We start from the raw sequence: 25,509 nt of genomic DNA on the forward strand, positions 1-25,509 counted from the left end.
GGTGCTGCACCTGCGTTTGATCGTTCCGGCGGACCGGATGCCCGCGGTGACGGAGCTGCTCGAGGGCGACTCCTCGGTCACCCACCTGGCTGTGCTGACCGGGGCGGCCCGCGATCCGGTGGGCGACGTCGTGCTCTGCGACGTCGCCCGGGAGGGTGCGAGCGCCGTGCTCGGCGCGCTCCGCGACCTGGGCCTCGCCGAGGACGGCGCGATCACGGCCGAGAACGTCGACCTCGTCCTGTCCGAGTCGGGCCGGAAGGCGGAGGAGGACGCCCCCGGCCTGGGCGCCGACGCGGTGATCTGGGAGGAGATCGAGCACCGCGTCAGCGACGAGATCCAGCTGTCCGCGACCTACCTCACGTTCCTGGTCGTCGCGACGATCATCGCCGGTATCGGCGTCCTGCTCGATCAGCCGATCCTGATCGTCGGCGCGATGGTCGTCGGGCCGGATTTCGGGCCGCTGGCGGCGTTCTGCGTCGGCCTGGTGCAACGTCGGCGCGCGATGGCCGTGCGCGCGGCGGTCGCGCTGCTCGTCGGTTTCCCGGTGGCGATGGCCGCGACGCTGGCCACGACCTGGCTGCTCGCCGCGCTCGATCTCGTCGACCGGTCGATGCTGCTCGGCGACCGGCCGCTCACCGACTTCATCTGGCGCCCCGACGCGCTCTCCTGGGTCGTGGGGTTCCTCGCCGGGATCGCCGGCATCACGTCGCTGACCTCGGCGAAATCCGGGGCGCTGGTCGGCGTGCTGATCTCCGTGACGACGGTGCCCGCAGCCGCGAACGTGGCCGTCGCGCTCGCCTTCGGGGTGTTCGACGAGGCCTGGGGCTCGGCCGTGCAGCTCGCCGTGAACCTCGTCGCGATCGTGGTCGGCGGGGTGCTGACGCTCGTCGTCCAACGACTGTTCTGGCAGCGGCGGTCCCTGCAGCCGAAGCGCACGCCGCAGGCGCGCCGGGTGGCGGCGCGGGCGCGCCGCAGTGCACGGCGCCGAGCGGCCGACGGCGACCCGCGCGACTGACGCCCGTACCGGAACGCCCGCCCCCGGTGAACCGGGGGCGGGCGGGTGCCTGAACCAGAGGCTTACGAACCGTCAGAAGCAGCGACGGTCGCAGTCACGTCCCCAGCCGTGGTGGTGACGGTGGAACGACGGGCAGTCCCAGCGGTGGTGGTAGCGACGACCGCCCTCCCACCACCAGCCGCTGCGGAAGATCGGGCCCCGACCGATGAAGTCGAAGTCGTCATCGTCGTCGTCGATGACGACGATCGGACGGGTGATCGGACGCACGATGAGCGGCCCGTTCGCGTTGACGACGGTCGGCCCGCCGGCGGCCGGAGCAACCGCGTTCTCGGGTGCCGGAGCCGGAGCGGCCGGAGCAGCCGGCGTCTCCGGAGCGGCGGGGGCGGCCGGCGTCTCCGGAGCCGCCGGGGCGGCCGCGTTGTTCTCGCCCGCCGGAGCCTGGGCCTGGCCGGCCGGAGCCGCGCTGTAATCCGCATTCGTTCCGGCCGGACGGCCTTCGTTAGCGGGCTGCTGCGCCTGCCCGGCGGGCGCGTTCTTGTCGTAAACCTTCGCGCCGACCGGGATGCCACCATTTACCGGCTGCTGGGCGTCGGCGTCATTGTCGTCGGTGGTGTTCCCGCCCTGGACGACGCTAGTCGGCGCGGCGGTGTGGTTGACGTTTCCGGTCTGCGCCTGCGCGGCCGCCGCGCCGGCCAGGACGATGCCTGCCGACACGGTTCCGACCTGCAGCGAACGACGAATCCAGATGTTCATCGAAATGGAGACCTCTCCTGAGGTACGTGTGAACTGAGTAAGGGTCCTGTCGCGGCCTCCGGCCGTGATCAGGCATCGAGCGAACGCGCGACTGCGCGGGGGGAGAACCGTCGGCAGAACGGTTATTGGTCAGTAGCCGACTTCGTCCCCACAATGGACCGTTGTCGGCCGGACGATTGGCGGCGGGAACACCGTGGCGATCGTCGTCAGAGTGAGCGTTCCGGCTCTACCGCGCAGCGCGCACAACGCGCCGGTCCGGCAGCACACGAAACAGCCAACCCTCGTACGCCTCAACCCGCGGCTCCCCACGGCCACGAGACCGACGAGCAGTCACGACAGCACCGCTCGACGGGGGGAACTTTGGTGGCAGAACGGACTATTTGCAACCCCGCCGCGAGACGAGCGGCTCCGGTCACGCAATTCACTCACGCACTCGGTGTTAGACGAGAAGCGTTCCGTGACCACTCTTGAATGATCGACCGGTCACGGCCAGTATTGGCGGTGGCGAGTATCACCTTCACGGCCGAGCAGCCCCTCTATTAACCCCACCTGCTAGCAACGAACGGATATCCTGCAATCCGCAGGCGATCATCCGGGCACTACGGCCACAGCCCTACGTATTTGCTCTGCGGCGGAACTCCCGCGACCGCCGATTCGTTATCGACCGACTACCGGTTCCGGGCGTCGGGAATCACCCTGAACACACCAGGGTGCATGCAGGATTCGTTCCGCACGACTAGTAGGGTGTGGCCACCGATAGCACGACGAGGAGAACTTCTGTGGCGCGGAAAGTACAGGTCATGTTGGTGGACGACCTCGACGGCGGCACCGCCGAAGAGACCGTCACCTTCGCGATCGACGGAACCTCTTACGAGATCGACCTGTCGAGCGACAATGCAGCCGCACTCCGGGATTCGGTCGAGAAGTACGTGCAGGCGGCCCGCAAGGCCGGACGTGGCGGAACCCGTACGAATCGTCGTCCGGCCGCGACTAGTCAGCGGTCCGGCCGCGAACAGAACCAGGCCATCCGGGAATGGGCCAAGGGCAAGGGCCTGCAGGTAAGTGATCGCGGACGCATCCCGCAGGAAGTCATCGATCAGTACAACTCCGAACACTGACGGTCATCACCGTTAACCGGCTAAAGGGCTGACGAACCCGATCAGCTCGATTTCCGGAACGAGCCGGCTTTCCGTCCGGCGTGTCGCCCGCCTGGCCCCGTCGTACGGATGGGGCGGGGCCGGCGCTCAGCTCGTCAGCAGGGCATATTCCAGCGCCGCGCGGTGGTGCGGCAGCGTCAGTACCGCATCGACGTCGACCCCGACGAAGTCGCTCGGCTCGTAGATCGTCGAAATGATCAGCCGGCAGGGCCGACCGGCCAGACCGGCCCGGATCCGCTCCACCAGCGGCTGGCCGTCCGACGCGGGGATCAACGTGTCGATGATGATGGCGTCCGGTGGCTGCGTCCTCGCCGCCTCGACGACCTCGGCCTCGGTCCGGACCTGGTCGACGCACCAGCCCAGCGCCTGCAACTGCAGCGCGAACAGTGCGGCGAGATCCGGCTGGTCTTCGAGCACAAGCGCCCGGCGTCGCTCGGTCATGCCGTCAGCATTCGCCGCCCCGGTGGCGGTCCCGGTGCACCCCGGTTGCGGGCCGGTAGCAATCCTGACCCCCGAACGGCCCCCTTAACAGCCGACCCCCGACCTCATCGGATCGGTCAACGCTCGTTTCCGGCAGGTTAGCTACCGGCGAGTAGCCTTCCCCGCTCCACTGGGGACTGGCAGCATCCCCGCCGGGAAACGGGGGAGGTGCAGTGACTGGTTCGGGTCCCGCGACGACTCCTCCGGCGGGGTGCTCCGACCCCGACCGGTGGATGGACGCCTACTTGATCGCCGAGGCGCACCGCGCCGAGAAAGACGTCTGCACCTGCGGGCGGCCGCTGCCGTGCATCGCCGCGGAGCGGGCCGCGGAGATCATGGCCGAGACGATGGCCGCGGCCCGGCTGGCCGAGGAATGGGCCCGGGCCGCCGAGGAGCAGCGCGCGATGAGCCGCGCGATCACCCAGGAGATCCCGGTGGTCCGGTACGTACCGGAGGCCGCTCCCCCGCCGGTCGGCGCGCGGTTCTACCGGGAGCGCAAACCGCCTCGTCACCGGGGTTGAGCACTAGGGTTGTGCTCAGCATCTCCGCACGGACCTCTCAGTCTGCCCTCAGGCGGCCGACGCACTGTTGAGACAGTTGGAAACCTCGGGGAGGAACCCTTGACCATCGTCGGCTATCTGCTCGGGCTCGTCCTCACGGTCTTCTGGTGGGTGCTGATCGCCCGCATCGTCCTGGACTGGTCCGTGGTCCTGGCCGGCCCGCCGGCCTGGGGCGGATTCCGGGCCAAGGCCATCAACGTCGTCACCCGGATCACCGAACCCGTGCTGGCTCCGATCCGCAAGGTCGTGCCTCCGCTGCGCGTCGGCGGCGTCGCGATCGACCTGTCGATCATCCTGGTGTTCGTCGCGCTCATCGTGCTGCGCAGCCTGGTGGCCGCCCTGTAGGGCGCCTCACCAGAGGACACCCGGCTGCGGGATCTCGGTAGCGGCCGCGAAGTACTCGTGCCACCGCTCGGCGGACGCGACGAACGCCGAGCCGGTGGAGCGGGCGACGTACACGTCCGCGAGTCCGCCCCGGGTGAACGCGGCGACGTCGTCCTTCCCGTCACCGTCGAAGTCCCCGACGCCGGGAACCGCCTCACCCTCGGCCCACGACCGCAGCCACGGCGCCGCCGAGCGGGTGAAGGACCGCCCGGTGGACACGGCCACGGTCACCGCGCCCCGGTCGAACGCCACCAGGTCCGCCCGCCGGTCGCCGTCGACGTCACCGAGCGCCGGCGATGCGCCGTTCTCGGCGAACCACGCGTTCCACCGCGTCGCGCCCCGGAACGCCGCGCCGGTCGAGAGCGCGACCCACACCGACGCCGTCCGCCCGCGCGCGAACGCGACCAGGTCGGCCCGGCCGTCGCCGTTCACGTCACCGACCGCCGGGATCGACGTTCCGGGAGCGAACCAGCGGTGCCAGGTCGTGGCCGCGCGGAACGACCGGCCGGTCGAGAGCGCGACCGACACCGTCGGAGTGCTCCCGCGCCGGAACGCGACCACGTCGTCCTTCCCGTCACCGTTCACGTCACCGACCGCCGGGATGTCGGTGTCCGGTGCGAACGACGTCGTCCACACCGTCGTCGGTCCGAACGACCGCCCGGTCGACAGCGCGACCGACACCGTCGGCTTGGCGCCCCGGGCGAACGCGGCGACGTCGCTGCGACCGTCCCCGTCGAAGTCGCCGGCGAGAGGTGTCTGGCTCCAGAACGCGAACTCGTCCGACCACAGGTCGCCGATGCCGTCGAACCGGGTGCCGGTGGAGCGGGCGACGTAGACGTCACCGCCCTTTCCCCGGGTGAACGCGGCGACGTCGTCCCGACCGTCGCCGTCGAAGTCCCCGGCGCGGCCACCGAACCCATCGGCCGACGCCGACAACGGCCGATCGGCCGGGACGCCGGACTTCGACGGATCGTCCGGCGTCGGCCCGACGATCTGCGCGCCGTGCGCCACCGCAATCGACACCCCGATCGCGACGACCGTACTAATTGCTCCCATGTCTGCCCCTCCGACCGAAACCCACCCCGTTCGCCCCTGAATAACACCCATCCGCCGCTCAGCTCCGGCACCTCGCCGACGACGTCCTGGCATCAGGACGTCTTCGCGAAGGAGCACGGATGCGCACGTTTGCTCGCCCGCTCTCGGCTTTGGTCAGCGGAGCGGTCGCGGTCACCGCCGCCGTCGTGCCGCTGGCCCCCGCGGTCGCCGCACCGACACCGGCCTACGCCGTCGGCGGGTACGTCCCCGGCACCACCGTCGTCACCGCCGCTTCCCGATCGGCCCAGATCCGGGACGCCGAGGACCTGCCGGCGAGCGTCGACCTGCGCGCGGACGCTCCGGCCGTCGGCAACCAGGGCAACGTCGGTGCCTGCGTGGCCTGGACGATCGGCTACTCGATAATGGGTTACTACGCCAAGGGGTCCGGGGAGCCGTACGCGCCGCTCTACCTCTACCTGCGCGCGGTCAAGGGCGCGGCGCCGAACACCGGGCTGGTGCCGGAGAACGCGCTCACCGAAGCGCAGAAGTACGGTGTGGACACCCAGTCGGACTACTTCCAGGGCACGCTGAACTACTCGGTCAAGCCCACCTCCTCCGAGGTCGCCAACGCGTCGAACTATCGGATCACCGGGTGGAAGGCACTCTGGTCCGGCGTCGCCAACCAGGGCACCACCGGTCAGCTGGCGATCGAGCGGGCGCTCGCCGCGGGCAACCCGGTCGCGATCGGCTTCCCGGTGTTCCGGGACTTCCAGAGCCTCAAGGCGAACAGCACGTACAACACGCTCTCCGGCACCTCGCTCGGCGGCCACATGGTCACCGCGTACGGCTACGACAGCGAAGGTGTCTGGATCCGCAACCAGTGGTCGACGGCGTGGGGCACGAACGGCGACGCGAAGCTCTCCTGGGCGTTCGTGAACAAGCTCGTCAGCGCCGCGTACACGGTGAACGGCATCACCGTGGCCGAGAAGCCGACAGTTCCGGCACCGACCGTGGTCTCGCTCTCGTCGCGGACCGGGTCCACCGTCGGCGGTGACACCGTGACGATCACCGGGACCGGCCTCGACACGGCCACCGCGGTGAAATTCGGCCCGGCCACGGCCACGTTCACGACGACCAAGGTGGACGGTGCCACCCGCCTCGTCGCCACCGTCCCGGCGTCGACCGCGGGCGCGGCCGACGTGACCGTGACCTCGCCCACCGGTTCCAGCTCGGCGTCCGCCGCGACGAAGTACCGCTACGTCGCTCCCCGCCCGACCGTGACCGGGCTGTCCGCGTCGACCTCGGTGATCTTCGGCGGCAGCACCGTCACCCTCACCGGTACCGCGCTGACCGGCGCGAAGAGCGTCAAGGTCGGGTCGGCCGCGGCCACCGCGGTCACCGTCACGTCGGACACCACGCTCACGTTCGTCGTACCGAAGGTGGCGCGGGCCGGCGCGGCACACGTGGTCGTCACGACCGCGGGCGGTGCCAGCGCGACGAGCGCCACCGACGTGCTGACCTACGTCAACCCGCCGGCTCCGGTCGTCACCGGGCTCTCGGTGGCCTCGGGCAAAGCCAAGGGCACCACGCCGGTGACGATCACCGGCACCGACCTGCTCGGCGTCAGCGCGGTTCTGCTCGACGGCAAGCGGATCACGTTCACCGCCGTGTCGCCGACCCAGGTGCGCATCGTCGTTCCGCAGCACGCCGCCGGTAGCGCGAACGTGCAGGTCACCACGCCGGGCGGCACCAGCGCGCCCGGCGAGGGAAACCTCTTCACCTGGGTGTCCTGACCCGGTCCGAACGGTCCGGAGAGTCCGATCGGGCTCTCCGGGCCTTTCCCCGTCGACGCTTTCTCGGCACCATGGGCAGCGTGGTGGGGACGCACGGTCTGGCCGATGCCGGGCGCACCGAGGTGGCGCCCCGGGTCCTGGCGGCCTGGGACGCGTTTCTCGTCTCGGCGGAATCGGCCGATCTGAGCCGCGGTTGTCTCGCGGCGGGCAGCACCGGGGCCGACGTCTGCATCCAGCTGGGGCTGTGGACCGAGTACGCGGCCCTGCACGACCTGGTGAGTTCCGCGCGCAGCGGCGCCGTCGGCCCGCCGCCGGATCTGCACGCCGTCGTGGAGACCCACCGGCACGTCGGCCGGGACGAGATCCTCGCCGCGCTGCGCCGGCACCGCGACGCGGTCGCGATCTACTTCACCAGCTTCGACGAGTGGCTCGACCTCGACCCGACCGTGTCGCCGTTCGGGCGGCTCCCGCTGCTCACCACGCTGCTCGGCCAGGTCTACCCGCTGGCCGTGCACGCTCTCGACCTGGTCGACTGCGGTGCTCCGACGCCGCCGGACGCGTTACTGGACTCCGGGCTCGCCGCGTGGGTCGACCTGCTCGGCGGCTCGGCCTGCGAGGACGGCATCGCCGGTGGGGCGGCCGTGTTCACGCCGCCGTCCGGTGGCTGGGCGTTCGCCTGCGGTGACGACGGGTGGACGGTCACCCGGCTCGATCGGCGGCGGCCCGGCGGCACCGTGCTGGAAGGGTCGGCGGCCGCGGTGCTGCTGGCGACGGCCGGCCGCTCCGAGTTGCGCACGCTCCGCGTCCACCAGCAGGCCGGGCTGCTCCGCCTGACCGACGTCGTCGAGAGAATCGCGCACACCACCGCGATGCCGAAGCCCTAGGCGCGGGCCCAGGCCACGTGTGCTTCGAACGCGGGACGCGGGTCCTGGCCGCTCTCGATCCGGCGCACCCGCTCGGCCAGCGCGGTGTCCAGCTCGGCGCGCTCGAGCGGGCTCATCGCGCGGTACACCGGTGAGGTCACGACGAACGGCGTGAAGTCCAGCAGGAACTCGTCGGCCCGCGGCAGTTCGTACTTCGCCTCGATCGGCTCGACCCGCACGTCCGAGAACCCGGCCTCGGACAGCACCGCGCCGAACTCGTCCCGTCCCAGGTGGGGCAGGTCGACGGCGAGCGCACTGCTCGTGCTCCAGAGGATCTCGGTGTACGGGGACATGTGCGGCTTCGCCCAGTGCACGATCGCCACCGTGCCGCCGGGACGCACGACCCGGCGCATCTCGGCCAGCGCGTGCGGACCGGCGTACATCACCGCGAGGACGGAGAAGGCCGCGTCGAACGAATCCGTCTCGTAGGGGAGCGCGTTCGCGTCGGCCTGGTCCGCGGACGCGTGGGGGTACCGCGCCACACGGCCCTTCAGGTACGTCGCGGTGAGCGGCGCGTTGTCGGTCGGCAGCGTCCGGATCGGCCGGGCCCAGGCCTGCTGGGTCACCGGCGCCGGTTCGTGGGGGATGCGTTACCCGTCCTACCCGGTCAGCGGCTTCCACATCATGATCCGCGGCGAGGGGTGGCTGGTCTCGCCGTCCGACCCGCCGCGTGCACTGGCGCCGGGCGACGTCGTCTTCACGGCCGCGGGGGCGCCGTACGGGCTCAGCCATGCCCCCGACCGGCTGGAGTCGTTACCAACGGCCGAACTGGGCCGGCCCTGCTCGACCTGGTCCTCACCCACGTGCTCCGGGAGCTGTTGCGCCGCTATCCGGCCGACGACGGCTTCGACGACCCGGCCATCGCGGCCGTCGTCGGCCAGATCGCGTCCAGCCCGGCGAAACCGTGGACCGCGCAGCAGCTCAGCGACCACGCCGGGCTGCCCCGGCGGGAGTTCGCCCGCCGATTCACTGAGGTCACCGGCCGACCGCTGCGTGCCTTCCTGACCGAATCCCGCCTCGCGCTCGGCGCGCAGCTGCTGCACGGCTCCGACCTGACGCTCGCCGCGATCGCACGCCAGGTCGGCTACTCGACCGAGTTCGCGTTCAGTGGAGCCTTCCGGCGCGCGTACGGCGTCTCCCCCGGCCGCTACCGGAAAGCGTCCACGGCCTAGAAGCGGCCGCCGCCCTTGCTGTCGCCGGACAGCCGCTGGGCCAGGTAGATCGGCACGACCGACAGGACGATCAACACCGCGGCGACGACGTTGACCACCGGCGCCTGGTTGGGCCGGAACAGGTTGTTCAGGATCCAGATCGGCAGCGTCTGTGTACCGGCGCCCGCGGTGAACGTCGTCACGATGATCTCGTCGAACGAGAGCGCGAACGCGAGCAGGCCGCCCGCGAACAGGGCCGAACGCAGCATCGGGAACGTCACCAGCCGGAACGTGGTGAACATGTCGGCGCCGAGGTCCATCGACGCCTCCTCCAGGTTCCCGCCGAGCCGGCGCAGCCGCGCGATCACGTTGTTGAACACGATCACGACGCAGAACGTCGCGTGCGCCACGACGAGCGTGAAGAACCCGAGGTCGACGCCGAGCACGGTGCGGAACGCGTTGTTCAGCGCGATACCCGTGACGATGCCCGGCAGTGCGATCGGCAGCACGATCAGCAGCGAGATCGAGTCCCGGCCGAAGAACTTGTGCCGCTGCAGGCCGAAGCTCGCCAGCGTGCCGAGCACCAGCGCGATCACGGTGGCCACGAGGCCGACCTGGATACTCGTCAGCAGCGCGTCGAGAGCGCCCTTGTTCTGCGCGGTGCGCTCCCACCACTCGAGCGTGAAGCCCGAGGGCGGCCAGCCGAACGTCCGGTCGGAGTTGAACGAGTTGATCAGGACGACGAGCAGTGGCACGTAGACGACGCCGAGCGCGAGGAACGTGAACGTGCGCAGGGCGATCCGGGCGGTACGCGAGAGAGTCACAGGTTCTCCAGGGCACCGGTGCGACGGACGGCGGCCAGGTACACGAGCATGATCGCGACCGGCACGGTGGCGACCGCGGCCGCGAACGGCAGGTTGTTGGCCGCGCCGATGTTGTCGTAGACGACGTTGCCGAGCAATTGTTTCGTACCGCCGACGATGCGGACCGCGATGTAGTCGCCGAGCGAGAGCGAGAACGTGAAGACCGAACCGGCGACCACGGCCGGGAAGACCGTGGGCAGCACGACCGTGCGGAACGTCCGCAGAGGACGCGCACCGAGGTCACCGGCGGCGTCGAGCAGTGAGTCGGGCAGGCGCTCGAGGCCGGCGTAGACCGGCAGGATCATGTACGGCAGCCAGAGGTAGGCCAGCGTCACGGTGGTGGCGGTGATGCCGTAACCGGGGGTTCCGCCGAGCCAGGACAGGATGCCGTCGCCGGAGAACATCAGCCGCCAGGCGTAGACCTTCACCAGGTAGCTGGCCCAGAGCGGCGTGAGGATCGCGACGACGAGCAGCCGCTGGGCCCGCGGGGACGCGACCTTGGCCATGTAGAACGCCACCGGAAGGGCGATCAGCGCGTCGATGACCGTGACGCCGATCGCGACGCCGATCGTCCGGAGCGTGATCGCGCGGTAGACCTCGCCGGTGAACAACGTCGTGAAGTTGTCGAGCGTCCAGGACCGGACGATCTGGCCGGTGAAGTCGTTCACCGACCAGAACGCGGCAATGAACAGCGCCGCCAGCGACCCCAGGTAGGCCAGCCCGAGCCACAGCAGCGGCACCGACAGCAAGATCCCGAGCCGAGCCCTGGGCCGCCGGTACAGCGCCGTCGAAACTCGCCGCGCCACCGACGGGCGCCGCTCCAACGTCGCCGTCATCCGTTCTCCTTAAGCACGCAAAGCGCGCGTTGTCTTTTGCCTGAACCTGGAGCCCGCTGAGGGCAACGCTGACGATCGGCAGCGTTGCCCTCAGCGGGCCGCCCACCTACCCCTTGATTTCCGTCCAAGCCTGGGTCCAGGCGCTGTAGTCCTTGCACTTCACGTCGGTGCGGCCGTCGAGGCACTGGGTGATCGGCGTCGACCAGTACCAGATCTTCTTCGCGTACTCGGCGTCACCGGCGTGGAAGGTGTCGCAGTGCTTCTTGTCGGCGGTGAACTCACAGGCCTTGGGGTTGGCCGGCGACTCGCCGAAGTACTCCGCGACCTGCGCGTTGGCCTGCGGCGACACGATGTGGTCGAGCCACTTGTACGCGCACGTCTTGTGCTCGGACTTCGCGCCGACCATCCAGGTGTCCGACCAGCCGGTCGCACCCTCGGTGGGCAGCACGGCCTCGACCTTCGCGTTCTCGGACTTCGCGACGTTGACGATGACCTGCCAGGAGGTACCGATCACCGAGTCACCGGACTTGAACGCCGAGACTTCCTTCAGGTAGTCCGACCAGTACTCGCCGACGTTGGCCTTCTGCTTCTTCAGCAGGTCGACGGCCGCCTTGAACTGCTTGTCGTCGAGCGCGTAGGGGTTCTTGATCCCCAGGTCGGGCTTGGTCTTCATCAGGTACAGCGCCGCGTCGGCGATGTAGATCGGCGAGTCGTACGCGGTGACCTTGCCCTTGGTGGCGGCGTTGTCCTCGAACACCGCGCTCCAGGACGTCGGCGCCGGCGTCACCACGTCGGTGCGGTACATCAGCAGGTTCGCGCCCCACCCGTGCGGCACCCCGTAGGAGACGCCGTCGACGCTGTTCCACTTCTGGTCCTTGAGGAACGGGAAGAGGTCGGCGTAGTTCGGCACCAGGCCGGTGTTCACCGGCTCGACGTCGCCGGCGGCGATCATCCGCAGCGACGCGTCACCCGACGCCGACACCACGTCGTACTGACCGGTCTTCATCAGCGTCACGGCCTCGTCCGAGGTACCGAACACCTTCACGTTGACCTGACAGCCGGTGGCCTTCTCGTACGGGGTGACCCAGTCGACCTTCGGGTCGTTCGAGCCGTCCTCGGCGTACCCGGCCCAGGCCAGGACGTTCAGCGCGCCCTCGGGCGTCCCGAGCTTCTTCAGCGCTTCCAGCTTCGGCGGGGTGAAGCCCGCCTCCGACTCCGAGCTGCTCCCGGAGTCGTCGCTGGTACCGCAGGCCGCTGCCATCAACACGACGGCGGCGACCCCGGCAAAGACACGGGCTAACTTCATGGTGCCTGCTTTCTCCGTACAGGGGGTGTGGAGGAGTCAGGAAGTGGTGGCGGTCGCCGCGACCGGCTCGCCGTGCACCGGCAGCGCGTGCGCGGCCTGCCAGTGCAGGCGGACGCGGTCGCCGCGCCCGATGCCGCGGTCGTCGTCGTTCTGACGCTGCACGACGAGTTGGCCGCCCGCGTCGAGATCCACGACGTACCGGGTGGAGGCGCCGAGATAGATCTCCTCGAGCACCGTGCCCTCGGGGCCGTCACCGGCGTCGGCGAGCGGGTGGATCCGGATCTTCTCCGGCCGGATGCTCACCATGTCGGGCGAGCCGAGGAGCGCGGTCGCGGTGGGGCCGGACAGCAAGTTGGTGACGCCGACGAACCCGGCGACGAAATCGGTGTCGGGGTGCTCGTACAGGCCGGCCGGGGACGCGATCTGCTCGATCCGCCCGCCGCGGACGACCGCGACCCGGTCGCTCATCGTCAGCGCCTCGTCCTGGTCGTGGGTGACCAGGACGAACGTGATGCCGACGTCGCGCTGCAACTGTTTGAGCTCGACCTGCATCTCCAGGCGCAGCGCCCGGTCGAGCGCGCCGAGTGGTTCGTCGAGCAGGAGCACCTTCGGCCGGTTCACCAGCGCGCGGGCGAGCGCGACGCGCTGGCGCTGGCCACCGGAGAGCTGACCGGGGCGGCGGTCGCCGAAGCCGGCCAGGCGCACCGACTCCAGCGCCTCCAGCGCGCGCTGCCGGCGCTCCTTCTTCCCGACGCCCTTGACGCGGAGCCCGTACTCGACGTTGCCGACGACCGTGAGGTGCGGGAACAGCGCGTAGTCCTGGAAGACCGTGTTGACGTCCCGGTCGTACGGCGGCCGGCTGGTGACGTCGGTGCCGTGCAGCAAGACCTGGCCCGCGGTGGGTAGCTCGAAGCCGGCGATCATGCGCAGCAGCGTCGTCTTGCCGGAACCGGACGGTCCGAGCAAGGAGAAGAACTCGCCGTCCGGGATCTCCAGGTCGATGCCGGCGACGGCCTCGACGTCACCGAACGTCTTGCGCAGTCCACGCAGTTCGATGGCCGGGGCGGTGTCCCTGGTGGGGTTCAACGGAACTCCTGGTGAGACGACGACGTTGGGTGAGGCGGACAGCTGATGACTACGCGCCGAAACCTATGACGTCATAGTTCACAGCACAACCTGAGTACGTTGGAATTTATCGTGGAGTAACCTGAGCGCTCCACACGGGAGGGTCGATGGGCACGCGACGGTTCAACCGTGGTCCGCGATCAGCGCTGTTCGCGCCGCTGGAGAGCCTGAGCCGCACCGAGTTGGTGACCCATCGGCTGGCCGACGCGATCATGCTTGGCCTGCTCACCGACGCCGAACAGCTGCCGAGCGAAACCGCCCTCGCTACCGGTTTCGGCGTTTCGACGGTCACTGTTCGTGAAGCGTTGACCGCGCTGAGGCAGAGGGGCCTGATCGAGACCCGGCGCGGGCGAGGTGGGGGGAGCTTCGTCCGCTCGCCGGCCGAGGACACGACCGAGGTGTTGCGGGAGCGGCTACGCGACTACAGCCCGAGCACGCTACGTGACATCGGGGATCACTACGCGGCGATCAGCGGGGCGGCGGCCGAACTCGCGGCCGAGCGGGCCGACCGCGACGACGTGGCGCGCCTCCGGAGTGCGGTGGCCACTCTCGAGACGGCGGTCCGCCCGGGGGATCGCCGCCGCGCGGACGGCCACTTCTCGATCGAGGTGGCGGCCGCCGCGCAGTCGGCCCGCTTGACCAGGGCGGAAATGGCGTTGCAGACCGAGGTCGGGCCGCTGTTCTGGCTGGTGATGGTGGACGACGCCGCGCACTCCCTGGCGGTGGAGCGGTGCCGGGCGCTGACCGCCGCCGTGGACGAGGGTGACGGTCCGCGAGCACGCGCCGCCGCGCAGGAACGAATCTCCGACGCCGTGAGCAATCTGACCGAACGTCACCTCGAATTGATTCGTCAGCCGCGGGAGTAAATGTCCGGGGTTGCGGGATGATCCGGTAATGGATCGCACGCGAGCCGCACACCCGACCGCGACGCCGGTCGGCCCCGCGACGGCTGCGGTGGTGTCGGTGGTCCGCAGAACCGTCGAGGAGGTCTTCGACGGCGTCGCCGCGTTACGCCGGGACGTCGAGAGCGCGTTCGCCGGTGGCACCACGGTCGGCCGGGACGATCTGGCCGAGCTCTACCCCACGCTCACCGCCCCGCTGCGGATACCCGGCGGGCTCGCGAAGGGCGCCGGTTTCGTCGCCGCACCGCACCTGCTCGCCGACGCGCCCTGGTGGCTCGAGTGGTGGGTGCGCGAGCCGTCCGGTGAGCCCAGCCGGCTGGTCGTCGACGTCGACCCGGACGGCGAGAACTTCTACGACTACACGACGCTGCCCTGGTACCGGGATCCGCAGCGCACCGGCGAGCGCACGGTCACCGGCCCGTACGTGGACTACATCTGCACCGACGACTACACGCTCACGTTCACCGCGGCCGTGCGTCACGGCGACAGGTTCCTGGGCGTCGTCGGCAGCGACGTGGACGTGGGTCTGTTCGAGGCGATCGCGCTCCCGTCGCTGCGTGCGGTGCCGTGCCCGGCGACGCTCATCAACGCGCACGGGCGGGTCATCGCCTCGAACTCACCGCAGCGGCGTGGTGGCTCGCTGGTGCGCGACGTCGACGTCGCCGCGCTGTGGGAGCACGGCTCGGTGGCGGGCACCCGGCTGGTCCGGTGCGGGAACTTCCCGATCGGGTTGATGTATTAGAGGCAGGGTGCGTCGCCCGGCCAGCGGTCGGCGAGCACCAGGTGGAAGTGGCCGACCTCGCCGAACTCCTCCAGCCCGTCGAACTGGTGCACGACGCGGACGAACCCGTCGGGCACCGCGATCGCCATCGCGTCGGTCAGCTGCGTGCGGGCGTCGGCCGCGGTCCTCGTCGTGCTCGTGCCGTCGAGCGTGGAGAACAGGTCGGCGACGAGACCGAACGGCGCCGGGTCGATACGCACGCGGTGGCCGGCGCACTCCACGCGAACGCCGGAGGGCACCCGCTCCCGGTAGTACTCGGCACAGGCCGTGAGCAGCGCGTCCTGGTCGGGCGAGTGGTCGTCGGCGCCGTAGAGCGGGGGTAAGAGCTCGAAGCGCACCCCGTCCACGACGACGCCGTGGCCCTCCAGCGGTACCTGGACGGTCTCGGTCGCGTCGGCGCCGAACCGCTCGCGCACCGCGGCCCGGGCGGTGGCCAGGTCCGGAGCCGGATCGAGCCGCTCGCCGGTCGACAGCACCGGCTCCCACCCGTCGTCGGTGCTGCGGTAAGTGACGTCCACGAAGCAATCGTGCCTCAGTGCAGCGGGCGGGTGAGGGCCGACAGGATCAGGATGCTGAGGCGGCGCGCGCGGTCGGGAGTGAAGCCCGCGTCCTCGGCGGCCTCCTCGACGATCTGGCCGACGGTGGCGGTGCCGAGGCTGCTCAGGTGCGGTAGCGCGGTGGCCGGTCCGTGGATCAGGCGGCGGCGGGCCGCACCGCGGTTACGCCGCCAGCGGGCGACACCGCCGTGGTGGCGGGTCCCGACGTGCCCGAGCACACCGGTCGCCGCGCAGGTGAGCATCGCCAGCGACAGCACCGTGACGAGTTCGGACTTCGGACCACCCAGCTGGAGCGCGAGCGGGTCGTCGCGTCGGGCGCCCGACAGCGCCCAGCGGATGACGCGGCGCCGCAGGACCTCGTCCTCGAAGAAGCGCTGGACGACGATCGGGAAGCGGGTCATCTCGGCCGGGGCCAGCTCCTGGACGATCAGCTCGGTGGCGCCGCCGACGGTGTGCGGACCCAGGTCCTCCCAGCGCGGCTCGACCGGTTCGGCCGGTTCGTCGGCCGGGACGTCGGGGAAGCGCTCGTCGTCGGTTTCGACGTCGTCGGCCGGGATCTCGTCGGCCGATTCCGCCGGTTCGTCGTCCGCCTGCTCGTCGTCCGCCGGCTCGTCTACTGCCTGCTCGTCGTCGGGGTCGTCGTCCCAGTACTCCGGCGTGCCGTAGCCGGTCGCACGGTACTCGCGCGCCGGTGGGCGGGACGGCACCTCGCCCCGCCAGACCACTTCGCCCTCGATCACCGCGGGCGGACGGTCACCGAACGGCTCGTACGCCTCGCGGTACGGGTTGAGCACGAACCGCATGGTCGGAGCGTCGTCGTCCGGGTGGTCGAACACTCCACGGTAGGAGTTCAGCACGAACCGAGCCGTGGGGGTCTCGTCCTCGGTCCACGGATCGGGGTCCACCCAGAACGCCGCGGTCGGAGCGTCGTCTTCGTCGAGCGCCGCACCCCGATGGCGTCCTCCGCCGTACGGGTCGGTCACAGGCGCCACCTCCTGCGACTGTCATCGGCGGAAGCATCCGGATGATGAGGCCGATAACTCGCCGATTTAGCGAGGCGACTACCGTGTCGGCATGGACCGGGCCCCCGCGCAGACCACTTATCTACTGGTCGACGGCGAGAACATCGACGCCACGCTGGGCAGCAACATCTTCGGCGGTCGCCGCCCCAGCCCGCAGGAGCGTCCCCGCTGGGAGCGCGTCCGCGACTTCGCCAGCGAAACCTGGGACCGTCCGGTCAAGGCCCTGTTCTTCCTCAACGCGAGCTCGGGCCAGTTGCCGCTGCCGTTCATCCAGGCGCTGCTCGCGCTGGACTACCAGCCGATCCCGCTCTCCGGCAGCACCGGGGAGAAGGTCGTCGACATCGGTATCCAGCGGACGCTCGACGCGCTCGTCGACCGGCCCGGCGACGTGCTCCTGGCCAGCCACGACGGTGACTTCTTCGATCAGATCGAACGGCTCCTCGACGGCACCCGCCGGGTGGGGCTGCTCGGGTTCCGCGAGTTCGTCAACTCCCGGTTCACCGAGCTGACCACCGAGGGCCTGGAGATCTACGACCTCGAGGACGACGTCCGGTGCTTCAACGCGCGCCTGCCGCGCGTCCGCATCATCAACATCGACCGCTTCGACCCGCTGCCGTACCTGTAGTTCAGTCGCACATAAGACGACTACCTGGCATTTCTTCGCCCGAACTGCCACTCTGCCGGCAAGAAAGTAACGATGCGGCGGAGAGGAAAGCGCCCGGTGGGTGGTCTGTTAGGTGCGGCCTTCGGCTTCCCAGCGGTGATCTTCACTTTCGCGCTCGTGGTAGTTGTCGGTTACTGGGTCCTGGTGATCGCCGGCGGCCTCGGCGTCGACGCGCTCGACGGTGACGCCGGCGCGGACGGCACCGGTGCGCTCGGTGCGATCGGCCTCGGCGGGGTGCCGGCGAGCGTCTCGCTGTCGGTGTTGATCGCGGTCGCCTGGTTCGGCACGTTCGTGGGGAGCGCGGTGCTCGGCAACGACGGATTCCTCATCGACGTCGGACTGCTGACCGGAGCAGTCGTCGTCGCCTGGTTAGCGACCCGGCTACTGGCCCTTCCGCTGCGCCGATTCTTTCCGGACGAGAAGCTGCCGTCCCGCTCGGATTTCCTCGGCCAGGTCTGCGTGATCCGCACCGGCCGGGTCGACGCCAAATTCGGTCAAGCCGAAGTCACCGCCGACGACGGATCGTCGGCACTTGTGCAGGTGCGCCAAACTGGCGAGTACGACCTTCGCGCGGGTGAAACCGCGCTGATCTACGACTACGACTCGGACGGCGAATACTTCTTCGTGATGCCGTCGACGCTGCCCAACCACGGAGCTAGGTAAATTCATGGACGCTGTGGCCCTCGGGGTCGGCGTGTTGATCGCCGTCGCCTTGATCGTCGTTCTCGGCCTCACCATCATGGTGAGCAGATTGTTCAAAAAGGTCGAACAGGGCAAAGCCCTGATCGTTTCGAAGGTCAAGAAAGTCGACGTGACTTTCACCGGAGCGACGGTCATTCCGGTGCTCCACCGCGCCGAGGTCATGGACATCTCGGTGAAGACAATCGAGATCGCGCGGACCGGCCGTGAGGGCCTGATCTGCCGCGACAACATCCGTGCCGACATCCGGATCACGTTCTTCGTGCGGGTCAACAAGACCGTCGAGGACGTCATCAAGGTCGCGCAGGCGATCGGCACCGCACGCGCGAGCAACCAGGACACGCTCCAGGAACTGTTCAGCGCGAAATTCTCCGAGGCGCTGAAGACCGTCGGTAAGCAACTCGATTTCGTCGACCTCTACACGAAGCGGAACGAATTCCGCGATCAGATCATCGCGGTCATCGGCACCGATCTCAACGGGTACAGCCTCGAAGACGCCGCGATCGACTACCTCGAGCAGACGCCGCTCACCCAGCTCGACCCGGCAAACATTCTCGACGCGCAGGGCATTCGCAAGATCACCGAATTGACGGCGATCGAGCACGTGCGTACCAACGAATTCCAGCGCACCGAAGAAAAAGAGATCACGCGCCAGAACGTCGACGCCAAGGAAGCGGTTCTCGAGCTGCAGCGCCGGCAGGCCGACGCCGAGATCAAGCAGCGGCGTGACATCGAGACCAACCGGGCCCGCGAAGAGGCCGAGATTTCGCGCGTCCAGGCCGAGGAACGGCTGAAGGCCCAGAAGGCGCACCTGATCACCGACGAAGCGCTCGGTATCCAGAACCAGAACAAGGACCGGGAGATCGCGGTCGCGGAGAAGAACCGCGAGCGGGTACTGGCGATCGAGACCGAGCGGATCGAGAAGGACCGCCTGCTCGAGGTCATCGCCCGGGACCGCGAGACCCAGCTCTCCACGATCAACAAGGACAAAGAGGTCGAGGTCGAGAAGCGCGCGATCGCCGACATCGTCCGGGAGCGCATCGCGGTCGAGAAGACCGTCGCCGAGCAGGAAGAGAACATCAAGAAGCTGCGCGCGGTCGAAGAGGCCGAGCGGATGCGCCAGACGCTGATCATCCAGGCCGAGGCCGAGGCGCAGGAGAAGCTGGTCAAGGACATCAAGGCCGCCGAGGCCGCCGAGCAGGCCGCGCAGCACCTGGCCCGCGAAGCGCTCACGCTGGCCGAGTCGCGCCAGCGGGCCGCCGAGCTCGACGCCGCCGCGAAGATCCGGCTCGCCGAGGCGACCAAGGCCGAGGCCGCCGCGCCGGGCCTGGCCGCGGTGCAGGTCCGCGAGGCCGAGGCCGACGCGATCGAGAAGAGCGGTCTCGCCGAGGCCGTCGCCGACCGCGAGAAGGGCCTGGCCCAGGCGCTCGTCGCCAAGGAGAAGGGTCTGGCCGAAGCCGCCATCGCGAAGGAGAAGGGCCTCGCCGAGGCGACGGCCGTCAAGGAGAGGGGCCTGGCCGACGCCGAGGCGCTGCGCGAGAAGCTGAAGGGCGAGGCCGAGGGCCTCACCGACAAGGCCGCCGCGATGGCCGCGCTCGACGACGCCACCCGCCAGCACGAGGAGTACCGCCTGCGGCTGGAAGCCCAGAAGGAGATCCAGCTGGCGAACATCGACGTCCAGCGGCAGATCGCCGAGGCGCAGGCCACCGTGCTCTCCACCGGTCTGCAGAACGCCGACATCGACATCGTCGGTGGCGACACGGTGTTCTTCGACCGGCTGATGAGCTCGATCGCGTTCGGCAAGGGCGTCGACAAGTTCGTCGAGCACTCCGACGTGGCCGGCAAGCTGACCCAGCCCTGGCTGGACGGCTCCGCGAGCTTCACCGACGACCTGCGCAACGTCCTCGGTTCGGTGGACTCCGCCGACATCCGCAACCTGACGATCTCCGCGCTGCTGATGAAGATGATCAAGGGTGGCGGCCCGGACGCCGCGAAGCTCGGTGAGCTCCTCGGCTCGGCCCGTCAGCTCGGCATCGCCGACACCCCGCTGTCCCAGCTCACCGCTCTGAACGGCGCGACGAAGTAGTGACCGAGGTAGCGACGGATCCAGCCCCGGCAACGCCGGGGCTGGACGCCGGAACCTACGACGTCCTCCGCACGCGGCTGAAGACCCAGGCCACCGAGCTGGCCGAGCACGTCGAGACGCTGAACACCCAGCGCCTCGAGGTCTTCGGCGGCACCGAGCTGCGTCTCACCGGCACCGCCCAGATCCGCACCGCTCACAACTGCGTTCCGCGGGACATCGCGTCGGTCGGCGACCGGCTGCTCTTCGGCTACAACGCCTACCTGGGCATGAAGCCGGAGACGACCGTCGACGACGTCTTCTCGGTGCACCGCCTGGTGCGTGACAACGACCGGCTGAGCTTCGAGCAGCTCGAGCACGACCCGCTCCTGACCGACGAGCAGTTCACCAAGGACCTCGGCGAGCAGTACCGGTACTTCCGGGAGAGTTCGCTGCTGCAGCTGCGGCGGGTCGACCCGCTGCTGCTCGCGGTGTTCCGCACGAGCCCCAACGCCGACGACAACCGCGTGCTGCGGTGGCGGCTCAACCTCGACGGGTCGGCGCAGTACGTCGACAACAAGGGCGAGCGCGACCACACGTTCCCGGCGAAGCAGGACTTCGACTGGGTCGAGACCACCCGCAACGATCACGTCCTCGGCCGGCACCCGCACATCTCGATCCAGGGTGTGGTGTTCGTCGAGACGATCGGCGGCGACCTCACGATCAAGGTCGAGAACAACACCGAGTCCGGCGAGGGCATCTACACCGAGCCGGTCAAGGAGCCGCTGCAGAGCCTGGCCGACGCCGACGTCGGCTACGCCCGGATCGGGCCGCTGATCCTGCTGCGCATCCGGCCCTACAAAGAGGACGCCTGGCGCTACCTGATCTTCAACACGCTCACCCGTGACGTCCTGCGGCTGGACGGCATCGGACAGGCCTGCCAGCGGCTGCCCGAGGACCAGGGCATCATCGTGCCCGGCGGGTACTACCTGGCCACCGGCGTCCACCGGGTCTTCGACCAGGACACGACCGGGCTGGAGTTCGAGCGCGTCATCCGCTCGACGAACGGCGAGGACGTCCTCTACGTCTTCCACAACCGCGGCGACGGCCGGTACCTGTTGCTGCCGTACAACGTGATCCGCAAGGAGATCGCCAACCCGATCCCCTGCCACGGGTACGCGTTCTACGACGACGGCACGCTCGTCGTGCTGCGCGCGACCAGCGCCGAGCCGACTCGCGTCCACCAGTTGCAGGTGTGGCAGACGCCGTACGTGTCGGACACGTACGCGGCGGCGCAGCCGGTGGGCACCGGACCACTGGAGCGGATCGGCAACGCCGACCTGGTCCGTGGGATCTCCGACCTGCTGTCGGTCGCCCGGATGGCCGAGGAGACGACGCCGACCGAGGCGGCGTTCGACGCGCTGATCGGGGCGTGCCGCCGGGCCGTCGACCAGTACCACTGGCTCACCGACAGCGGCCTGGACGCGCCGCTGGGTCAGTTGCGTCGCACCGCCGAGCAGGTCCGGGAAGAGTTCGAGAAGGTCCAGAGCCTCACCGCGCAGGCCGCGGAGGCGCTCGCCGCCGCGGTCACCGAGATCGGCACGCTGATCCGGGGTGCGCGCACGGAGTCGCCGGCCACCGCCGAGGAGTGGGCGGCCCAGCTCGCGTCGCTGCGCCGGGCCCAGGGCCGGCTGGTGGGGCTGCGTGAGGTCCGGTACGTCGACGTGGCCGCCGTCGACGCGCTCGCCGCGGAACTGACCGACGAGCTCGCGGCTGCCGGCCGCCGGGCGGTCGAGTTCCTCCGCGGCGACGGCGCTTTCGACAGCTACGAACAACAGGCCGAACAGCTCACGGCCGACGCCGAAGCGATCGCGTCGGTGGCCGAGGCCGCGCCGCTCGCCGAGCGGCTCGATCAGCAGTCCGACGGGCTGGCCGTCGTCACCGAGGTCCTCACCTCGCTCGACATCGAGGACGCGACCGTACGCACCGAGCTGCTGGCGCGGATCGGCGGTGTGCTCGGCAGCATCAACCGGGCCCGGGCCACGCTCGACGCCCGGCGGCGCGAGCTGCTCGCGGTCGAGGGGCGGGCCCAGTTCGCGGCCGAGTTCGCGCTGCTCGGGCAGGCCGTGACCGGCGCGCTAGCGGTCGCCGACTCCCCCGAGGCCTGCGACGAACAGCTCGCGAAGCTGATGGCGCAGGTCGAGGGCCTGGAGTCCCGGTTCGGGCACTTCGACGAGTTCCTCGGTTCGCTCGCGGAGAAGCGTGAGGACGTCTACGAGGCGTTCTCGGCGCGGAAGCAGGCGCTCCTCGACGACCGGCAGCGGCGGGCCAACCGGCTGGCCGGGAGCGCCGACCGGATCCTCGGCAGCATCCAGCGCCGGGCCACCACGCTGGCCACGCTCGAGGACGTCAACACGTACTTCGCGACCGACCCGATGGTCGGCACGCTGCGTGGACTGATCGGTGAGCTGAAGACGCTCGGCGACCCGATCCGCGCCGAGGAGTTCGAGCGGCGGCTGGCGACCGCGCGCCAGGAGGCCGGCCGGTCGCTGCGTGACCGCACCGACCTGTACGACGGCGACACGATCCGGCTGGGGCGCCACCGGTTCGCGGTGAACACCCAGCCGGCCGAGCTGACGCTGGTGCCGCACGACGGCAGGCCGGTGTTCGCGATCACCGGCACCGACTACCGCGCGCCGGTCGCCGACCCGACCTTCGCGGCGACCGCCGAGTTCTGGGACCAGCCGCTGGTCTCCGAGGACGCGTCGCTGAGCCGCGTGGAGTATCTCGCCGGGTCGCTGCTGCTCGCCGGCGAGCGTGACCCGTCGAAGGTGCAGGCGGCCGCGGCCGACCGGTACGAGGAGGGGTACGAGCGCGGGGTCCACGACCAGGACGCGGCGCTGATCCTGCGGAAATTGGTCGAGCTGTACGACGGCGCCGGGCTGCTGCGGTACTCGCCGCGGGCGCGGGCGGCGGCTCAGCTCTTCTGGGCATACGCGGTCCGGGACCGCAAGCAGTGGGAGGTCCGCGCCCGGTCGCTGACCCGCGCGAACGAGATCTTCGGCGCCGCCGACGGGCTGGCCGCGCTGACCGCGGACCTGGCCGCCGAGATGACCGAGGCCGACCAGCCGCTGCTCGCGGCCGAGTACCTGATCGCCGAGCTGGCGCACGAGCCGTTCGGGTTCGTCACCGGCCCGTCGGCCGCCGCGTTGGTCGCGGGGTTCGAGAAGGCGCTCGGGCCGAACGCGTCCACGCTGGAGGAGGACCTCAAGGAACTCGGCGACGACGTCACGGCCCGGCACCGGCTGATCGACGCGTGGATGGCGGCCTATTCGCCGGACGCGAGCGAAGACCGCGACGAGGCGGTCGCGTACCTGCTGATCGGCGACGCGGTGCCCCGCCGGGACTCGACGGCGTCCCTCGAAACGACGGTGGAAGGGCTGCTCTCGGCCCATCCCCGCATCGCCGGCCGGACGCTCACCGTGCGACTCGACGACGTGCTGGCCCGGGTCCGCCGATTCGCCGACGTCCGGGTGCCGGCGTTCCGCGCGTACCAGAAGCAGCGCGCCGCGGTGATCGCCGAGGAACGCGCCCGGCTCCGGCTCAACGAGCTCGAAGCCGGCGTGCTCAGCTCGTTCGTCCGCAACCGGCTCATCGACCAGGTCTACCTGCCGCTGATCGGCGACAACCTCGCCAAGCAGCTCGGCACCGTCGGCCCCGACTCGCGTACCGACCAGATGGGCCTGCTGCTCCTGCTGTCCCCGCCCGGCTACGGCAAGACGACGCTCATGGAGTACGTCGCGTCGCGGCTCGGCCTGGTGTTCGTGAAGGTCAACGGTCCGGCGCTGGGCCACGACGTCACCTCGCTCGACCCGGCCGAGGCACCGAACGCGGCCGCCCGGCGCGAGGTCGAGAAGATCTCGTTCGCGCTGGAACTCGGCAACAACACGCTGCTGTACCTGGACGACATCCAGCACACCTCGCCGGAGCTGCTGCAGAAGTTCATCTCGCTCTGCGACGCCACGCGGCGCATCGAGGGCGTCTGGAACGGCGAGACGAAGACGTACGACCTGCGCGGCAAGCGGTTCGCGGTGTGCATGGCCGGTAACCCGTACACCGAGTCCGGCCAGCGGTTCCAGGTGCCGGACATGTTGGCCAACCGGGCCGACGTGTGGAACCTCGGCGACGTGCTCTCCGGGCGCGAGGAACTGTTCGCGCTGAGCTTCCTGGAGAACACGCTCACGTCGAACCCGGTGCTCGCTCCGCTCTCGACCGGCGCGCCCGCCGACGTCGAGCTGCTCGTCCGGCTCGCGCGCGGAGACGCGACCGTGCGGCCCGACCAGCTGGAGAAGACCTACTCCTCGGTGGAGCTGGAGCAGATCCTGGCCGTGCTCCGGCATCTGCTGCGCGTGCAGCGGGTCGTGCTGCGCAACAACGAGGCGTACATCGCGTCGGCGGCCCAGGCGGACGCTTCGCGTACCGAGCCGCCGTACCGGCTGCAGGGTTCGTACCGGAACATGAACAAGATGGCGCAGCGGGTGCTGCCGGTGATGAACGACGCCGAGCTCGAAGCCGTCATCGACGACCACTACGTCGGTGAGGCGCAGACGCTCGCGGCGGACGCCGAGGCGAACCTGCTGAAGCTGGCGGAGCTGCGGGGGGTGCTGACTCCCGCGACGGCCGAGCGGTGGGCGGCCGTGAAGGAGGGGTACCTGCGCGAGCGCGCTCTGGGCGGCGCGGACGACCCGCTGGGCCGGGCGGTCGGCGCGGTGGGCCTACTTGCCGACCGGGTCAGGGAGGTCGAGCAGGCCATCACCCGACTTGGGCCGCGCGCGTAGCGTCCGGATGGCCAACGTCAGCAGGACGACGGCGAGCAGCCCGACGACGGCGTAACCGCCGAGGGCGAACGTGTCCTCGATGCGGCGGGCGGCGGAGCCGAGCGCGGCACCGATGCCGACGTGCAACGCGGACCAGCTCGCCGCGCCGAGGGCCGCGGCGGGCAGGAAGCGGGAGAGCGTGAGCCCGGCGCTCCCCGCCGCGGCGGGGCCGAGCGCCCGCACCGCGGGCAGGAAGCGGATGAAGAACACCGCCCACGGGCCGCGCTTCTGCAGCGTGGCCGCGGCCCGGTCCCAGAGCACGGCGCCGTAGCGGCGGATCAGGCGGGTCTCCCGTAACCGCGGCCCGTACCGCCGCCCGATCGTGTAGCCGATCGCGTCGCCGAGGATCGCGCACAGCGTGACCACCGCCCACAGCGCGACGAACCGGCCCGGCCCGTCGACCGTGGTGGCCGCGACGAGCAGGCTCGACTCCCCCGGCACGATCAGGCCGAGACCGAGCGTGCACTCGCCCAGCACGAGCAGCCCCGCGACGACGATCACCGCAGGCGGCGGCAGCGATTGAAGCCAGTCCAGGATGTCGGTGATCATGTGCGCTCCTTCGGC

General features: G+C 70.1%; 24 protein-coding genes and 1 pseudogene. 14 read left to right on the forward strand and 11 right to left on the reverse strand.

Annotated features, from left to right (window positions below; genetic code table 11):
* Position 1: 1 nt before the first annotated feature.
* Positions 2-1,015, forward strand: coding sequence for a DUF389 domain-containing protein (locus CRYAR_RS39615; protein ID WP_035858507.1), 1,014 nt, complete (start codon positions 2-4; stop codon positions 1,013-1,015).
* A gap of 72 nt (positions 1,016-1,087) precedes the next feature.
* Here CRYAR_RS39615 and CRYAR_RS49295 read toward each other — a convergent pair whose 3' ends face one another.
* Positions 1,088-1,768 carry a hypothetical protein gene (locus CRYAR_RS49295; RefSeq protein WP_035858509.1) on the reverse strand — a complete coding sequence of 227 codons (681 nt, stop codon included), beginning with the start codon at positions 1,766-1,768 and terminating at the stop codon, positions 1,088-1,090.
* A 779-nt stretch (positions 1,769-2,547) separates the two neighbouring features.
* On the opposite strand from CRYAR_RS49295, the gene CRYAR_RS39625 reads away from it, so the two are divergent.
* Positions 2,548-2,886, forward strand: coding sequence for a histone-like nucleoid-structuring protein Lsr2 (locus tag CRYAR_RS39625; protein ID WP_035858511.1), 339 nt, complete (start codon positions 2,548-2,550; stop codon positions 2,884-2,886).
* A 126-nt stretch (positions 2,887-3,012) separates the two neighbouring features.
* On the opposite strand, the gene CRYAR_RS39630 is transcribed toward CRYAR_RS39625, so the two are convergent.
* On the reverse strand, positions 3,013-3,366 hold the full coding sequence (locus CRYAR_RS39630) for a response regulator (RefSeq protein WP_084701558.1): 354 nt from the start codon (positions 3,364-3,366) through the stop codon (positions 3,013-3,015).
* A gap of 212 nt (positions 3,367-3,578) precedes the next feature.
* On the opposite strand from CRYAR_RS39630, the gene CRYAR_RS39635 reads away from it, so the two are divergent.
* Positions 3,579-3,926: a hypothetical protein gene (locus CRYAR_RS39635; RefSeq protein WP_157018438.1), complete on the forward strand. Its 348-nt coding sequence runs from the start codon at positions 3,579-3,581 to the stop codon at positions 3,924-3,926.
* A gap of 99 nt (positions 3,927-4,025) precedes the next feature.
* The gene (locus CRYAR_RS39640; RefSeq protein WP_035858517.1) at positions 4,026-4,310 is read left to right on the forward strand and encodes a YggT family protein; all 285 of its coding nucleotides are present in this window, start codon (positions 4,026-4,028) and stop codon (positions 4,308-4,310) included.
* 6 nt (positions 4,311-4,316) lie between these two features.
* On the opposite strand, the gene CRYAR_RS39645 is transcribed toward CRYAR_RS39640, so the two are convergent.
* Positions 4,317-5,405 (reverse strand): FG-GAP repeat domain-containing protein, encoded by a 1,089-nt coding sequence (locus CRYAR_RS39645; RefSeq protein WP_169745151.1) that lies wholly within the window; start codon positions 5,403-5,405, stop codon positions 4,317-4,319.
* A 119-nt stretch (positions 5,406-5,524) separates the two neighbouring features.
* On the opposite strand from CRYAR_RS39645, the gene CRYAR_RS44310 reads away from it, so the two are divergent.
* Together CRYAR_RS44310 and CRYAR_RS39655 are read left to right on the forward strand one after the other, a co-directional pair.
* Positions 5,525-7,177, forward strand: coding sequence for an IPT/TIG domain-containing protein (locus tag CRYAR_RS44310; protein WP_084701562.1), 1,653 nt, complete (start codon positions 5,525-5,527; stop codon positions 7,175-7,177).
* An 80-nt stretch (positions 7,178-7,257) separates the two neighbouring features.
* Positions 7,258-8,061 carry a hypothetical protein gene (locus CRYAR_RS39655; protein WP_157018440.1) on the forward strand — a complete coding sequence of 268 codons (804 nt, stop codon included), beginning with the start codon at positions 7,258-7,260 and terminating at the stop codon, positions 8,059-8,061.
* Here the strand turns inward: CRYAR_RS39655 and CRYAR_RS39660 are convergent.
* On the reverse strand, positions 8,058-8,666 hold the full coding sequence (locus CRYAR_RS39660) for a class I SAM-dependent methyltransferase (protein ID WP_035858518.1): 609 nt from the start codon (positions 8,664-8,666) through the stop codon (positions 8,058-8,060). The two genes, CRYAR_RS39655 and CRYAR_RS39660, sit on opposite strands and share 4 nt — an antisense overlap.
* Before the next feature lie 19 nt (positions 8,667-8,685).
* Here CRYAR_RS39660 and CRYAR_RS51105 point away from each other — a divergent pair.
* Together CRYAR_RS51105 and CRYAR_RS49305 are read left to right on the forward strand one after the other, a co-directional pair.
* Positions 8,686-8,835 (forward strand): annotated as a pseudogene (locus tag CRYAR_RS51105) (cupin domain-containing protein); the annotation flags it as partial.
* A gap of 68 nt (positions 8,836-8,903) precedes the next feature.
* Positions 8,904-9,272: a helix-turn-helix domain-containing protein gene (locus CRYAR_RS49305; RefSeq protein ID WP_051571616.1), complete on the forward strand. Its 369-nt coding sequence runs from the start codon at positions 8,904-8,906 to the stop codon at positions 9,270-9,272.
* Here the strand turns inward: CRYAR_RS49305 and CRYAR_RS39670 are convergent.
* From CRYAR_RS39670 to CRYAR_RS39685, 4 genes are all read right to left on the reverse strand, one after another.
* Complete coding sequence (locus tag CRYAR_RS39670; RefSeq protein ID WP_035858520.1) at positions 9,269-10,075, reverse strand: ABC transporter permease; 807 nt, start codon at positions 10,073-10,075, stop codon at positions 9,269-9,271. The two genes, CRYAR_RS49305 and CRYAR_RS39670, sit on opposite strands and share 4 nt — an antisense overlap.
* On the reverse strand, positions 10,072-10,950 hold the full coding sequence (locus CRYAR_RS39675; RefSeq protein WP_035858522.1) for an ABC transporter permease: 879 nt from the start codon (positions 10,948-10,950) through the stop codon (positions 10,072-10,074). Before CRYAR_RS39675 ends, CRYAR_RS39670 begins: the two co-directional genes overlap by 4 nt.
* A gap of 106 nt (positions 10,951-11,056) precedes the next feature.
* The gene (locus CRYAR_RS39680; protein WP_035858524.1) at positions 11,057-12,256 is read right to left on the reverse strand and encodes an ABC transporter substrate-binding protein; all 1,200 of its coding nucleotides are present in this window, start codon (positions 12,254-12,256) and stop codon (positions 11,057-11,059) included.
* 36 nt (positions 12,257-12,292) lie between these two features.
* Positions 12,293-13,342 (reverse strand): ABC transporter ATP-binding protein, encoded by a 1,050-nt coding sequence (locus CRYAR_RS39685; protein ID WP_051571618.1) that lies wholly within the window; start codon positions 13,340-13,342, stop codon positions 12,293-12,295.
* 146 nt (positions 13,343-13,488) lie between these two features.
* Between CRYAR_RS39685 and CRYAR_RS39690 the strand changes: the two genes are divergently transcribed.
* Together CRYAR_RS39690 and CRYAR_RS39695 are read left to right on the forward strand one after the other, a co-directional pair.
* A complete protein-coding gene (locus CRYAR_RS39690; protein ID WP_051571621.1) occupies positions 13,489-14,247 on the forward strand; it encodes a FadR/GntR family transcriptional regulator in 759 nt (252 codons plus the stop codon).
* A gap of 28 nt (positions 14,248-14,275) precedes the next feature.
* Positions 14,276-15,025, forward strand: a complete 750-nt coding sequence (locus CRYAR_RS39695) for a cache domain-containing protein (protein ID WP_084701566.1) — start codon at positions 14,276-14,278, stop codon at positions 15,023-15,025.
* On the opposite strand, the gene CRYAR_RS39700 is transcribed toward CRYAR_RS39695, so the two are convergent.
* Entirely contained in the window at positions 15,022-15,582 is a 561-nt protein-coding gene (locus tag CRYAR_RS39700; RefSeq protein ID WP_035858526.1) for a hypothetical protein, read from the reverse strand. The genes CRYAR_RS39695 and CRYAR_RS39700 overlap by 4 nt on opposite strands.
* A 14-nt stretch (positions 15,583-15,596) precedes the next feature.
* On the reverse strand, positions 15,597-16,604 hold the full coding sequence (locus CRYAR_RS39705; protein WP_035858528.1) for a hypothetical protein: 1,008 nt from the start codon (positions 16,602-16,604) through the stop codon (positions 15,597-15,599).
* A 91-nt stretch (positions 16,605-16,695) separates the two neighbouring features.
* Here CRYAR_RS39705 and CRYAR_RS39710 point away from each other — a divergent pair, with 91 nt between their 5' ends.
* From CRYAR_RS39710 to CRYAR_RS39725, 4 genes are all read left to right on the forward strand, one after another.
* Complete coding sequence (locus CRYAR_RS39710; RefSeq protein WP_035858530.1) at positions 16,696-17,268, forward strand: NYN domain-containing protein; 573 nt, start codon at positions 16,696-16,698, stop codon at positions 17,266-17,268.
* 135 nt (positions 17,269-17,403) lie between these two features.
* Positions 17,404-17,970, forward strand: a complete 567-nt coding sequence (locus tag CRYAR_RS39715; RefSeq protein ID WP_211247869.1) for a hypothetical protein — start codon at positions 17,404-17,406, stop codon at positions 17,968-17,970.
* A gap of 4 nt (positions 17,971-17,974) precedes the next feature.
* Positions 17,975-20,092 carry an SPFH domain-containing protein gene (locus CRYAR_RS39720; RefSeq protein WP_035858534.1) on the forward strand — a complete coding sequence of 706 codons (2,118 nt, stop codon included), beginning with the start codon at positions 17,975-17,977 and terminating at the stop codon, positions 20,090-20,092.
* Positions 20,092-24,906 (forward strand): DNA repair ATPase, encoded by a 4,815-nt coding sequence (locus CRYAR_RS39725; RefSeq protein ID WP_035858536.1) that lies wholly within the window; start codon positions 20,092-20,094, stop codon positions 24,904-24,906. Before CRYAR_RS39720 ends, CRYAR_RS39725 begins: the two co-directional genes overlap by 1 nt.
* Here CRYAR_RS39725 and CRYAR_RS39730 read toward each other — a convergent pair.
* Positions 24,844-25,494 carry a DedA family protein gene (locus tag CRYAR_RS39730; protein ID WP_035858539.1) on the reverse strand — a complete coding sequence of 217 codons (651 nt, stop codon included), beginning with the start codon at positions 25,492-25,494 and terminating at the stop codon, positions 24,844-24,846. The genes CRYAR_RS39725 and CRYAR_RS39730 overlap by 63 nt on opposite strands.
* Between the last annotated feature and the right edge of the window lie 15 nt (positions 25,495-25,509).

The organism is Cryptosporangium arvum DSM 44712, assembly GCF_000585375.1.
Classification (GTDB): domain Bacteria; phylum Actinomycetota; class Actinomycetes; order Mycobacteriales; family Cryptosporangiaceae; genus Cryptosporangium; species Cryptosporangium arvum.

Coding starts and splice junctions, on each gene's coding strand:
- CRYAR_RS44310 (WP_084701562.1), top strand. CDS start 5,525: ATGCGCACGTTTGCTCGCCCGCTCTCGGCTTTGGTCAGCGGAGCGGTC.
- CRYAR_RS39695 (WP_084701566.1), top strand. CDS start 14,276: ATGGATCGCACGCGAGCCGCACACCCGACCGCGACGCCGGTCGGCCCC.
- CRYAR_RS39675 (WP_035858522.1), bottom strand. CDS start 10,950: ATGACGGCGACGTTGGAGCGGCGCCCGTCGGTGGCGCGGCGAGTTTCG.
- CRYAR_RS49295 (WP_035858509.1), bottom strand. CDS start 1,768: ATGAACATCTGGATTCGTCGTTCGCTGCAGGTCGGAACCGTGTCGGCA.
- CRYAR_RS39645 (WP_169745151.1), bottom strand. CDS start 5,405: ATGGGAGCAATTAGTACGGTCGTCGCGATCGGGGTGTCGATTGCGGTG.
- CRYAR_RS39730 (WP_035858539.1), bottom strand. CDS start 25,494: ATGATCACCGACATCCTGGACTGGCTTCAATCGCTGCCGCCGCCTGCG.
- CRYAR_RS39710 (WP_035858530.1), top strand. CDS start 16,696: ATGGACCGGGCCCCCGCGCAGACCACTTATCTACTGGTCGACGGCGAG.
- CRYAR_RS39720 (WP_035858534.1), top strand. CDS start 17,975: ATGGACGCTGTGGCCCTCGGGGTCGGCGTGTTGATCGCCGTCGCCTTG.
- CRYAR_RS39690 (WP_051571621.1), top strand. CDS start 13,489: ATGGGCACGCGACGGTTCAACCGTGGTCCGCGATCAGCGCTGTTCGCG.
- CRYAR_RS39630 (WP_084701558.1), bottom strand. CDS start 3,366: ATGACCGAGCGACGCCGGGCGCTTGTGCTCGAAGACCAGCCGGATCTC.
- CRYAR_RS39680 (WP_035858524.1), bottom strand. CDS start 12,256: ATGAAGTTAGCCCGTGTCTTTGCCGGGGTCGCCGCCGTCGTGTTGATG.